This is a genomic window from Acidimicrobiales bacterium (assembly GCA_040219085.1).
Lineage (GTDB): Bacteria > Actinomycetota > Acidimicrobiia > Acidimicrobiales > JAVJTC01 > JAVJTC01.
This window is the reverse complement of the sequence record JAVJTC010000012.1, coordinates 55,400-67,449: the sequence shown is the minus strand read 5'-3', so window position 1 is coordinate 67,449 and position 12,050 is coordinate 55,400. Positions and strand designations below refer to the sequence as shown.

At 71.8% G+C, this 12,050-nt stretch carries 7 protein-coding genes and 1 tRNA gene; 3 read left to right on the top strand and 5 right to left on the bottom strand.

Features of this window, described 5'->3' with window-relative positions:
• From RIE08_05845 to RIE08_05835, 3 genes are all read right to left on the bottom strand, one after another.
• The coding region (locus RIE08_05845) for a Coenzyme F420 hydrogenase/dehydrogenase, beta subunit C-terminal domain (protein ID MEQ8717115.1) at nucleotides 1-1,079 on the bottom strand (1,079 nt) is incomplete at its 3' end.
• Between the two features lie 80 nt (nucleotides 1,080-1,159).
• Nucleotides 1,160-2,002 carry a metal ABC transporter ATP-binding protein gene (locus RIE08_05840; protein MEQ8717114.1) on the bottom strand — a complete coding sequence of 281 codons (843 nt, stop codon included), beginning with the start codon at nucleotides 2,000-2,002 and terminating at the stop codon, nucleotides 1,160-1,162.
• A gap of 108 nt (nucleotides 2,003-2,110) precedes the next feature.
• A tRNA-Arg gene (locus tag RIE08_05835) sits at nucleotides 2,111-2,182 on the bottom strand.
• A gap of 79 nt (nucleotides 2,183-2,261) precedes the next feature.
• On the opposite strand from RIE08_05835, the gene argS reads away from it, so the two are divergent.
• The 3 genes from argS to RIE08_05820 are packed head-to-tail and all read left to right on the top strand — an operon-like array spanning nucleotide 2,262 to nucleotide 6,352.
• Nucleotides 2,262-3,863, top strand: coding sequence for an arginine--tRNA ligase (gene argS, locus RIE08_05830; GenBank protein MEQ8717113.1), 1,602 nt, complete (start codon nucleotides 2,262-2,264; stop codon nucleotides 3,861-3,863).
• Nucleotides 3,864-3,865: 2 nt separating this feature from the next.
• The gene (lysA, locus tag RIE08_05825; GenBank protein MEQ8717112.1) at nucleotides 3,866-5,140 is read left to right on the top strand and encodes a diaminopimelate decarboxylase; all 1,275 of its coding nucleotides are present in this window, start codon (nucleotides 3,866-3,868) and stop codon (nucleotides 5,138-5,140) included.
• Between the two features lie 33 nt (nucleotides 5,141-5,173).
• Nucleotides 5,174-6,352 carry an NAD(P)-binding domain-containing protein gene (locus RIE08_05820; GenBank protein MEQ8717111.1) on the top strand — a complete coding sequence of 393 codons (1,179 nt, stop codon included), beginning with the start codon at nucleotides 5,174-5,176 and terminating at the stop codon, nucleotides 6,350-6,352.
• A gap of 40 nt (nucleotides 6,353-6,392) precedes the next feature.
• Here the strand turns inward: RIE08_05820 and RIE08_05815 are convergent, their stop codons facing one another.
• Both RIE08_05815 and RIE08_05810 read right to left on the bottom strand, forming a co-directional pair.
• On the bottom strand, nucleotides 6,393-8,084 hold the full coding sequence (locus RIE08_05815) for a hypothetical protein (protein ID MEQ8717110.1): 1,692 nt from the start codon (nucleotides 8,082-8,084) through the stop codon (nucleotides 6,393-6,395).
• The gene (locus RIE08_05810) at nucleotides 8,069-12,049 is read right to left on the bottom strand and encodes an FtsK/SpoIIIE domain-containing protein (GenBank protein MEQ8717109.1); all 3,981 of its coding nucleotides are present in this window, start codon (nucleotides 12,047-12,049) and stop codon (nucleotides 8,069-8,071) included. The genes RIE08_05815 and RIE08_05810 overlap by 16 nt, the downstream gene beginning before the upstream one ends.
• Nucleotide 12,050: the final 1 nt, after the last annotated feature.

Below are 12,050 nucleotides of genomic sequence, written 5' to 3'. Positions count from 1 at the left end.
CCGGGGTCGTCGTCGCCGGGCCGGGCCTCGATGACGCCGGCGTCGATCATCCGGCTGATGACCTCGCGGCCGAGCTCGGTCCGGACGATGGTCAGCGTCCAGTCGTTCTCCTTGCCGATGCCACCGGTGGAGATGTCGGCGTGCTCGGCGGCGAAGTCCGGGCAGTGGTTGCATCCCTCACGGGTCCAGGCGTGACATTCCTTCAGGTTGATCTCGTGGTAGTCGCCGTTGCGCATCCAGACCTGGAACACGCCCTTGATGTTCATCTTGACGATGTCGTCGGTGGCCAGGCCGTACTTCAGCTCGAAGAGCTCGTCGAACAGCGAGTCGTCGAAGCTCTTGGAGCACAACAGGCCGATGTTCAACTTGATGGGCTTGGCGACCTTGCCGACCCGACGGGTCCACATGACGGGAGCGATCGATGTCTGACAGCTCATGCCGACGAGTGCGAGGTTCTCGAGGCCCCGTTCCTCGACGGCCTCGTCGTAGGCGAGCGTGTTGGCCGAGTACGTGTAGCGGCTGCCTGCACCGGCCAGGACCTCGTCGCGGTCGGTCGCCACGGCGGGCTTGGCCTTCCAGCCGCCCCCGTCGTCTTCGAGGTGTGACACGAGCGCGCCGTCGATGATCCCGTTCTCGAGGCACCAGATGAGGATGGCCGAGACCAGCCCACCGTCCTGGCCCGTCTCGTAGACGAAGTCGTCGCTCGCGCGGGTCAAGATGACGTCCTTGTAGATGCCCGCCATCTCGTCGTCCTCGCGCAGCCGTCCGAAGAGGTGCTCGTCGGCTTCGTGTTCCCACGTGCGGAACCGTGGGCATGCCCGGGTGCAGCTCGTGCAGCCCTTCTCGCCGTGGACACAGTTCTCCAGGCCCAGCTCGTCCTCGAGGTGGTAGGGCTTGTAGGCGCCCGGCTCGTGCTTGTAGCCGATGACGTCATGGGGGCAGGCGATCACGCAACCCGCACATCCCGTGCAGAGCCCACTGGTGATGACCTCGTCGTACAACTCCTTCCACTGGTAGACCCAGCGGCCCTCGGGCTTGGGAGGGGGAGTGCGTTCGGCGGGCGCCTCGGTGATGGCCATGGCACTGATCGTAGTGGCGGGGCCGGTGCCCGACGAAGCCGTCGGGGTGTGGCGGTCGCCCACGGATGCGCGGCGCCCGCTCAGGCGTGGTGGTGCTCGTGGCCGTCGTGGCCGATCACGTGACCGTCGTGGGCCCCGTGGCCGTGGTCGTCGAGGAGCGCGTGGCGCACGGGGTCCCGGTCGTCGCCGACCTCGATGACGCGGGCGCCGTAGGCCCGTCGCAGCGACTCGGCCGTGAGGACCTCGGCCGGCGGGCCGTGCGCGACGAGGCGGCCGGCCACCAGCGCGACCATGTCGGCGGTGTGGGCCTCTTCGAGGTGGTGGGTCGTCAACACGACCACCGCGCCGGCGGTCCGTTCCTCGTTCACGACGTCCACGATGCGCTTCTGGCTCGCGAGGTCGAGTCCGGTGATCGGCTCGTCGAGCAGGAGCAGTCCCGCTCCCGTTGCGAGCGCCTGGGCGACCAGCACCCGTTGGCGCTGTCCGCCGCTGAGCTCGCTGAACTGCCGGTGACCGATGTCGGCGACCTCGAGTCGTTCTGCCGCGACATCCGTGGCCTCCCGGTCGGCCGGGCCGAAGCGGCCCCACTGGCCGAGGCGGCCGTAGCGGCCCATCGCGATGACCTCGTCGACGGTGATCGGCATCCACCGGTGGTGCCCGGCGTGTTGGGCCACGAGAGCGACGGCGACGTCGTCGGGACGGGTGACGGTCCCCGTCGAGGGTCGGGTGAGCCCGGCGAGAACACTCAGCAGGGTCGTCTTGCCGGAACCGTTCGGACCGATCACCGCCGTCGTGGTTCCGGGAGCGAGTTCCAGGTTCACGTCACGGATCGCAGTGAGTGATCCGTAGCGAACCGACACGTCCCGTACGACGATCGGGCTGTCGGGGCGATTGTCGCGGCCGCCGCGCCCGGGATCGGTCACGGCGTCCGCGCAGAGACGCTGCCGTCGGTGGCGGCCGTGACCACGAAGACCCTGTCGTCGAGTCCGAGATCCACGGGCCGTCGTCTCCTCTGGTCGCCTGTCACAGCGCGCCCCCGGCAGGATTCGAACCTGCGCACACGGCTCCGGAAGCCGCTGCTCTATCCCCTGAGCTACGGGGGCCCTGCCCATCGGGCGAGGGCCAAGCGTATCGGCTGGGCCGTTAGCCTGAGCGGGCCCATCGGCCGATCCGGGGAATCCAGTGGTTCAAGGCTCACTCGTCCAGGCTCTGCGCGCCGCCCTCGGGGTGGTCGGCGTCGACGCGCCCGCCACCATCGAGTTGGCCCGACCCCAGCACGCCACCCACGGCGACTGGTCCTCCAATGTCGCGCTCGTATGCGCCAAGCCCGCCGGGCGCAACCCGCGAGACCTGGCCGCCGACCTGGTTCGACAGATCACCGCGGACCCGCCGACCCACGTCGAGCGGGTCGAGGTCGCCGGGCCGGGTTTCGTCAACTTCTTCCTCGCCGATTCGTGGCTGCACGACGTTCTCGCGGCCACGGTCGCCGCGGGGACCGCCGACTTCGGCCGGCACGACTTCGGCGACGGCACGACCGTGAACATCGAGTTCGTCAGCGCGAACCCGACCGGGCCCGTCCATGCGGGCCACGCCCGGGGAGCGGCGTTCGGCGACGCCGTCGCCCGGCTCATGGCGCGGTGCGGCTACTCGGTGAGTCGCGAGTTCTACATCAACGACCGCGGCAACCAGATGGACCTGTTCGCCGCGTCGATGGCGGCCCGGGCGGCGGGAGAGGATCCACCCGAGGACGGCTACAGGGGTGACTACGTGACCCGTTGGGCCGCGGACATGCCCGCCGACGCGGATGTGCGGGACTGGTCCCGTGAGCGCGCGCTGCAGGACCAGACCGAGGCGCTCGCGGCGATGGGCGTCAGGTACGACCGCTGGTTCTCGGAGATGTCGCTCGTCGATGCAGGTGCCATAGAGCGGACACTGGCGGACCTGCGCGAGCGGGGCGTCGTGTACGACTCCGAGGGGGCCGTGTGGCTGCGGTCGACCGACTTCGGTGATGACAAGGACCGCGTCCTCGTCCGCTCCAACGGTGAGGTCACCTATCTCCTGCCCGACGTCGCCTATCACCGCGACAAGCTCGCGCGCGCCGATCTGCTGATCGACGTCTGGGGGGCCGACCACCACGGTTACGTCCCACGCATGCGGGCCGCGATCGAGGCCCTCGGGGAGGACCCGGCGCGCCTCGAGGTCCTCATCACCCAGCTCGTCTCACTCGAGCGCGACGGCGTGGAGGTCAAGATCGGCAAGCGCTCCGGCGAGCTGATCGAACTGGCTGACGTCCTCGACGAACTCGGCGCTGACGCCACCCGGTTCACCTACCTGCTCCAGTCGATCGACACCCGCCAGACTGTCGACCTGGCCCTTGCTGCGAGCCGTTCGATGGACAACCCCGTGTACTACGTGCAGTACGCGCACACCCGCATCTGTTCACTGGGTCGCGAGCTCGCCGAGCGGGGGATGACCCGTCGACCGCTGGCGGAGGCCGACCTGGCGGTCCTCGTCCACGACCGTGAGCTCGAGCTTCTGCGCCTCCTGCACGGCTTCGACGACGTGGTCTCGCTGTCGTGCCGCGAACGCGCGCCGCACAAGGTGACCACATGGCTGCGCGAGCTCGCCGGCGCGTTCCACGGCTTCTACCACGACTGTCCGATCCTGCGCACCGACGTCGACGAGAACGTCCGCCAGGCGCGGCTGTGGCTCGCCGAGGCGACCCGGGTCGGTCTGGTGTCGGGTCTCGAACTGCTCGGGGTGTCGGCCCCCGAGACGATGTGACCGTGTCCGGGCCGCTCCCTCCGGCGCTGCTGCCCGACAACGCCGTCGTGGCGACCGACGGCTCGTTGTCGATCGGGGGATGCGACCTCGTGGACCTCGCCGGTGAGTTCGGGACACCGTTGTTCGTGTACGACGAGGACCACCTGCGGGCCCGCTGTCGCGAGGCGGTTACCGCGTTCGGCGACGGGGTCGCCTACGCGACGAAGGCGTTCCTGTGCACTGCCATGGCGCGCCTCGCCCACGAGGAGGGGATGTGGCTCGATGTGGCCACCGGCGGCGAACTGCATGTAGCGCTGGCGGCCGGCGTTCCGGCGGATCGTCTCGTCCTGCACGGCAACAACAAGTCGATGACGGAGCTCGCCCGCGCGGTCGAGGTCGGGGTCGGCCGCATCGTCGTGGACTCCTTCGACGAGTTGGACCGTCTCGACGAGCTCCACGCGTCCACCGGATCTGCGCCGCAGGTGTTCATAAGGATCACCCCGGGCGTCGAGGCCCACACGCATTCCTATGTGGCGACGGGTCAGGACGACTCGAAGTTCGGCTTCACGGTGTCGACCGGTGCCGCGCAGGCGGCCATCGAACGGGCCGGCGGCGCCAGCTCCGTCGAGCTGGTGGGGATCCATGCCCACATCGGCAGCCAGGTCTTCCGCATCGACTCCTTCGAGAAGGCGGTGGCGGTGTTGGCCGAGATCGCCGCGCCCTTCGATCTGCCCGAGCTGTCGGTCGGTGGGGGGCTCGGCGTCCCCTACGTCACGGGCGAGTCGGCCCCGACCATCACGCAGTGGGGTGCCGCGGTGCGTGCGGCGTGCGACGCGGCCGGGATCACGGCGCGGGTGAGCGCCGAGCCGGGCCGGGCCATCGTGGCGGCCGCAGCGGTCACCCTCTACCGCGTGGGCACGATCAAGCATCTTCCGGGCATCCGTACCTATGTCGCGGTCGACGGCGGGATGAGCGACAACCCCCGGCCCGTTCTCTACGGAAGCGGCTACGAGACGTTCCTTCCCCGCGCGGCGGATGCGGAGCGACCGATGACGGTCACCGTCGTGGGCAAGCACTGCGAGTCGGGCGATCTACTGGTGCGTGAGGCAGCGGTGCCCGCCGACATCGCCGTCGGTGACGTCCTCGCCACGCCCGTGACGGGCGCGTACGGCGTGTCGATGGGCAGCAACTACAACAAGGTCCTGCGCCCGGCGGTCGTGTTCGTGGGCGGCGGCGATGCCCGCGTCGTCGTGCGCCGTGAGACCTGGGACGATCTGTTGCGCCTCGACGTCGACTGAGCACGTAGCCGAGACTCCCGAGGAGGAGCCCGAATGACCTCCGCATCCGCGACAGCGTCTTCCGTGCCGATGCTCATCGTCGGGGCGGGACCGTTCGGCCTCTCTCTGGGCGCTTATGCCCGCCGGCACTCGATCGAGGCCGCGATCGTCGGTCACCCCATGGGCTTCTGGAAGTCGCACATGCCCGCCGGCATGGTGTTGCGGTCCGGGCGCGACTGGCATCTCGACCCCGGTGGGGTGGACACGATCGACGCTTTTCTGGCGGCACGCCCGGGTGGTCCCGACGACGGGGCGCCCCTGTCGCTCGACCTCTACCTCGAGTACGCCGAGTGGTTCCGGCGGCGCCAGGAACTGTCGCCGCGCCCCGACCACGTCGCGAGACTCGACCGGTCCGACGGTCGCTTCCTGGCGACGATGGACGCCGGCGATGTCGTCGTCGCCGACAATGTCGTCGTCGCCGTGGGCTTCGGTTCCTTCCGGCACCTCCCGGCGGACCTCGTCGCAGCCTTCCCGCCCGGTCGGTTCCGCCACACCTGCGACCTCGTCGAACCGGCGGAGTTCGCTGGTCGGCGGTGTCTCGTCGTCGGCGGTCGCCAGAGCGCCTTCGAGTCGGCTGCGCTGTTGCGGGAGGCGGGCGCGGCGGCCGTGCACCTCACCTACCGCCACGACACACCACGCTTCGCCGTGTCGGACTGGACCTGGTTCGCAGAGCGTGTCGACGCGATGGTCGACGACCCGGGATGGTTCCGGAGACTGAGCGGGGACGAGAGGGCCGTGGTGGAGGGCCGCTTCTGGGAGGAGGGAAGGCTGAAGCTCGAGCCGTGGCTCGGACCACGGGTCGCCGGCGACCCGGTCAGCCTGCACCCCCGCACAAACGTCGTCGGATGCGCTGAGAGCGCGGGGGCCCTTGAGGTGACGCTCGACGACGGGACCAGCCTCGATGTCGACGAGGTCGTCTTCGCAACCGGCTACCGGCCCGACGCGTCCCGCGTCCCGTTCTTGAAGGAGGGCAACGTCTGGGCGGACCTCGCCGTCGAGGACGGCTTCCCGTGCCTCGACGAGTCATTCCAGACGAGTGTCCCGGGCCTCTTCGTGACGAGCATGCTCGCAGTGCGCGACTTCGGCTCGTTCTTCGCCTTCACGATCTCTACGCGTACCTCTGCGCGGGTCATCGGTGCGGCGATCCGGGGGCGGATCGGCGACGCCGGCTGAGGCGACCAACCGTTCGTCGGTGTCAGCCACTGTGACCCGTTCAGTGGCCGCCGAGAGCGCTGTCCACCGCCTCGGTGATGCGGTCGACGTACTCGGCGTGGAGGTGGCCGAGGTCGTCATCTGCGGTGAACCCCGTGATGGCGTCGTAGAAGGTCTCGCTGAACGCGGCGTGGTCGTCGAACGGGGCGTCGGGAGGTGGCGGCGTGAAGCGACCCTCGGACACCCACGGTCCGGGCTCGAGGCTGGCCGCGATGCGGGGGTTCCCCTCGAGGACGGCGTTCGCGATCGCCACCTGAACGTCGGTGGCGGGAATCACGTTCGACCCCGCCATCGGCGTGTCGGGCGCCAGTGTGTCGACGAGTTGGTCGTGCAGCGTCTCCCCCCGGGGTGGGGGCGTCGACAGTTCGGGGATGCGCAGTGCGTCGATCGCGAGGCCGTAGTGGCGTCTCCCGGGCGCCGCCCCCACGTAGGGGACGACGACCTGCGCGATGTCGGCGAGTCCGTTCGCGACGATGGCGCCGAGTGGGGGCGTCGGCGCCGGGAGCGCGTCGAGAGCGCCGGCGATGCGGCCGAGGTCCCGGGCCAGATCACGTTCCAGGGCGGCGCCCGCCAGGGTCGGGTTGGCCGAGGCGACGTCGTCGGTGATGCGGTCGTAGACGTCGACCAGGCGGGACTGCACGATCGCGTCGAGCGAGACGGGGTCACGGACCACCTCGGCGAGGGCGTCGATCACGACGGTGTCGGCGACGTACGCGGGGAACAGGTCGTCCCAGTTCCCGATGACGTGTTCGGCCGCGGCCCGGCGGGCGTCGTCACCGACGACGTCGGGCTCGGGGAGCGGGGCCGCCCCCACCAGGGTCGTCCACACGAGCGCGGAACTCGCCGCGACGGCGCCCATGATCATCTGTCCCGGTTTCTGAAGTGCAGCCACGGCGGGGTCTATCTCCTGTGTCGTGTGGTGAAGCGAGAACGGGCCGGTCATCAGCCCGGGCATGCGGGGTGCGTTCACGACGGCCTCGCCCGCCCGGGCGACCAGGAGCGCGCTGGGCCCGCCGGCGCCGACCGTCAGGGCGAGTAGCCATGCGGCGTTGTCGGACCACGGTCCACCGTCCGCGGGGGGAAGCAGGCCCGCCCGGAGCTCGGCGGCGGTGGTGCCTCCGGCCCGTTCCGCCGTGCCGAGCACGGTGGCGACGGCCACGAGACCCGTCACGGCCGCGGCCACCTCGCCGGGCTCCCCTCCCGATATCCGGCCTACGAGCTCGCGGGCGATACCCCCCATCCCGGCGACACCCAGCGCGGCGACGAGCGACCCGGCGAAGAAGAGATCGGTGCCGGCACGGCGGGCCGCGGCGACGAGCGCCGCGGTGAGCTCGGCGGTGCTCAGCCGGTGCGCGTCGCGCAGCGCGGCGAGGATCGCCCCCGGCGGGACTGGAGGGCCGCCCGACGCCGGGAGGACGGCATCCACCACGGCGCCGGGGGTGGACGCGAGGGCGTCGATGCGTGCCAGGAGGTCCCGTCGCCAGGCGAGGTCCGCTCCGTCGCGGCGAAGCCCGTTCGTGAGGTCGGCGATGTCGGTGGCGGCATGCGTGCCGGGTCCGGCACCGATGAGGGTCCTGGCTGCGGCGACGTGCCGGCTCAACCGGGAACCTGCGGCGTCGAGTCTGGCGGCCGCCGCCTCGTACTCGGCCAGCAGCTCGGAGGCGGCTGAGGTGTCCATCATGACGCGCTCCATGTGAGCTCCCTTCGGTCGGGGTCGGCGCCGGGATCGGCGACCAGGCTGGCGATCTGCACCTCGACGGCGTGTCCGTCCTCGACGACCCAGCCGCGCCCCGGCCTGGCCGGCGCACCGGATGGCACAGGGGCGTCTCGGACCCCGAACATGTCCGCGCTGACGGCATCGGGTGCGAGCAGGACCCCGGTGGCGTGGTCCACGACGGCATCGAGCCACGAGCCGCGCAGCTCGCGGCGGTCCGAACGCACAACCGCCACCACGTGGACCGCGCCGCCGACGCCGGTGAGACGCTCGAGCAGGCCGTGCGTGTCGCCGAGCAACGCTGCGTCGTCGACGAGAACCGCGGTGACTTCGGTGGTGTCCACGCGGCGGTCTGCCGCCGCCCACATCTCGTCGATGTCGCGGCCTGCGGCGATCAGGTGGGCCTGCGGGATCGTCGGGGGCTCGCCGGCGAACAGGACGCGGACCCCGCCTTTCGCCAGGACCCCGGCGAGTGTCGCCAAGGTCGTCGACCGGCCGCTGCGGGCCGGTCCCGCGACCACCGCATGTGTCCCGGGGCGCAGTCGCAACGACACGACCCCGCCGTCACCGCCGCGGCGCCCGAGTGGGATCGTCACGGCGGCGCCGTCGATCGAAGCGCCGCCCAGATCGACGACGTCCACGATCTCGGGAATGAGGCGGATGCGCCGGTCGGGTCGATCGCCGGGCGCGGGCGCGACGGTGACCGGGTCCTCGAGCATCTGGACCTCGACGCCGTCGTCCGCGATCGATCCCCGCGCCCCAGGACGTGTCCCGTCGTCACAGGCCGTGCGACGGCGCCCCCCGGGCCCGTCCGGTTCGGGGTCGGGCCCGAGCACGACGCTCGTCGCGAAAGCCCCGATCAGCCGCCGGGGCACGGCGCCGGGTCGTTGCGCCGTGGCGGCGACGGTGACGCCCGCGGTGGCGCCGTTGGCGACGATGCGGTGCAGCGCGGCGATCAGGTCTCCCCGGCGATGCGCCTCGAGGTCGGCCACGAGTGCGGGGAGGTCGTCCACCACGAGGATCGTCGGCGGACCGGTGGGGCGCGCACGTGGGTCCAGCGACGCGAGCACGCGCACGGGTCCCTCGATCGGATCGGTCCGGAAATGCCCCCGGGAGTGAGGCAGGGCGTCGAGGGAGACCGTCATGGCCCCGACCGTGTCGAGGGTCACGACGGAGCACTCCGCGGGCGGCCTGTGTGCGGCGACGGCGGTGACCGCAGCGACGAGCACCCGCGAGCGGGCGCTGACGTCCACGCCCGAGACCAGGAGGTTGTCGGTCTCCCACTGCCACGACACGATCGTGCGGCGGGCCCCGTCGGGCCTGTCGGCCAGCCCGATCGCCACCGCTGCGCCGTCGGCGGACCCGCTGCCCGCGGCCTCGTCCAGTGCCGCAGGCGACAGGTGGTCGGGTAGCGGCGGGGGGACGAGTTGGCGTGCCCTGCCCGCGCCTGTCGCGACGATGGCTTCGATGCGCTCGCGCAGGCTCACGGGCCGGACGTCGTCGAGACGGATCCGCACGACGTCGTCCACCTCGGTCACGGGGTCGGGTGAGGCGCACTGTGCGACCCGCAGGGTCCGGTCCGGCGTCGCGATGGCCACGCGGCCCGGAGTCGCGGCGGCGAATCGCGCCGCCAGCGGATCGCCGACGGTGTCGAGCGAATCGGCGGGGTCGAGCACCCGCAGGGTCATGCGTGCGGCGACGTTGGCGCGCACCGCCGGGGCGATGACCCCGGCGGCGCGCTGGGTGGACAGGATCAGGTGGATGCCGAGACTCCGCCCGCGGCGTGCGATGTCGACCAGCCGGGCGCCGAAGTCGGGATGGTTCTCGAGGAGCGTCGCGAGCTCGTCCATGACGACGACGAGTCGTGGTTCGACGCCGCTGGGCAGGTCGCGCATGTCCCGCCGCCCTGCGCTCCGCAGCACCTCCTCGCGACGGCGGATCTCCGCGGTGAGACACCGGAACGCCCGGTCGGCACCCGTGCCGTCCAGGTCGGTGATCACCGAACCGACGTGGGGGAGAGGCACCAGGTCGTCGAAGGTCGAGCCGCCCTTGAAGTCCAGCAGTGCGAAGGTCACGGTGTCGGGAGGGTGGGTCGCCGCGAGTCCGGCGACGAGCATCCGCAGGAGCCCGCTCTTGCCCGAGCCGGTGGTCCCGGTCACGAGGACGTGCGGGCCGTCGCGGTCGAGGTCGAGAACGACCACCTCTGTTCCGTCGTGGCCGAATGGGACGCGCGGCGCGGGCGACGTGCCAGCCGACCAGGTCGCGAGGACCGCGTCGCGGTCGGCTTCCGGTAGGCCGAGGTCGCAGGGTTCGACGGTGGCAGGCGGCTCGGCTGTGACGTCGGCGTCAACGAGCCACCTCGCCATCGAGCGGGCGGCGTCGCCTGCCGTCGCCCGGCCGAGTCCGTCGACGACCGTCCAACGCGTCCGGTCGGCCTCGTCGACGCGCGCCACGCCTCGTCCGTCGAGGATCGTGACGATCGTCGTGCAGTCAGCGGGCAGACCGACCGTCGACTCCGACGCGACCACCGTCGCGTCCGCCGGTCGGGTCGGGCCACGGCCCCCCGGGTCCCCTCCGTGCCCGGTGTGGTCGACGAGGCGCAGAACCGGTGACTCCCCGTGGCGGCCGGTCCCGGTGTGAGGTAGCCAGCGGGCCCACGTCCACTCCGACCTGTGGGGGACGGCGATCCGGAGCTGATCGGGCCCGACGGACGCAGCCGCCTGGATGACGATCCAGCGCAGAACGCGCCGGGCGAGTTCTGCGGGGCCCACGACCGCCACCGGTCCCGCCCCGAGGTCGATGGCCGTGGGGACGTCCCGCAGGGGCCCGAGTCCGTCGATCACCTCGTCGCCGCCGCGCAGCGGCTCCGCTCCCCTGGGGGCGATCACGTCGGGTATCCATGGCTCGTTCCCCCAGCCGACGGCGATTCGCGCCTCGGCGAGGCAGGACGCAGCCCACATCGTGGGCCCACCCGCGGTGATCTCGGCGAGGACGTCCGGGACCTCGCTGCCCCGGCGTCGCCGGAGCATCTCCGCGCGGTGGGCCCGCGCCGCGGTGGCGGCGAAGCTCTGGTGGGCGGCTCTGCGGAGGCGACCGACGCGCCGCGTGTCGGCACGGCCGCGTTGGCGGTTCTCGACCCAGGTCGCGAGCGCCATCGCCGGGGCGAAGAGGGCGAAGAGGGCCATCATCGGCGACACGAAGATCGCCAGCACGGCGCCGACGACGAGTGAGGCGACGACACCGGCCCAGGTGGCCCTGCGTCGGCCGTCGCCATCGTCGCCGGGGTCGGCGTGGAGAGGCAGTGCCGAGGGGGGACCGGCGGCACGGCCGGGTCCCAGCGGCCGGGGGATCCGTCCCACGGCGTCGGGCACCGGCGGGGTCGACCGCTGCGACCGGCGCGTGATGAGGATCACGCGCCCGCAGCCGAGGTCGACCGTGATGATGGGATCCCGGCCGGACCCGGCGCGCCCGGTGGGTGTCGCCACAGTCGCCATGACCGCGCCCAGATCCTCCAACGGGGCCGGTGTCGTCGCGTCCGGGTCGGGAGCGACGATGCGACAGTGCCGTCGCGACACGTCGGGCGCGCTCACGACGAGATCACATGACGGGTCTCGGCCGATGACCACGCCCCGGCCGGCCGCGACGGGGATCCGCGTGCCGGCATCGGGCCCCCGGCTCACGACCAGGTCGAAGGTCGCGGTTGCGTCGCACCCAGCGTGGGGTGATCCGTCGATGCGAGGGTGTCGCGCCCGGGTGTCGACGGCTGCGCCCGCGACGAGGGAGCGCAGGACGGCGTCGCGGTCGACCGGTGGTCCGTCATCGATCGTGACCTGGTCCGCCGGGATTCCCAGGCGGTCGAGGAGGTCTCCGACCGTCGCCTGCGTGGTGTCGCCGGTGACCTCGACGACGTGGTCGGTGCTGTCCGTGCGTACGAGAATCCTCATG

Coding starts and splice junctions, on each gene's coding strand:
- RIE08_05820 (MEQ8717111.1), top strand. CDS start 5,174: ATGACCTCCGCATCCGCGACAGCGTCTTCCGTGCCGATGCTCATCGTC.
- RIE08_05815 (MEQ8717110.1), bottom strand. CDS start 8,084: ATGGAGCGCGTCATGATGGACACCTCAGCCGCCTCCGAGCTGCTGGCC.
- RIE08_05810 (MEQ8717109.1), bottom strand. CDS start 12,049: ATGAGGATTCTCGTACGCACGGACAGCACCGACCACGTCGTCGAGGTC.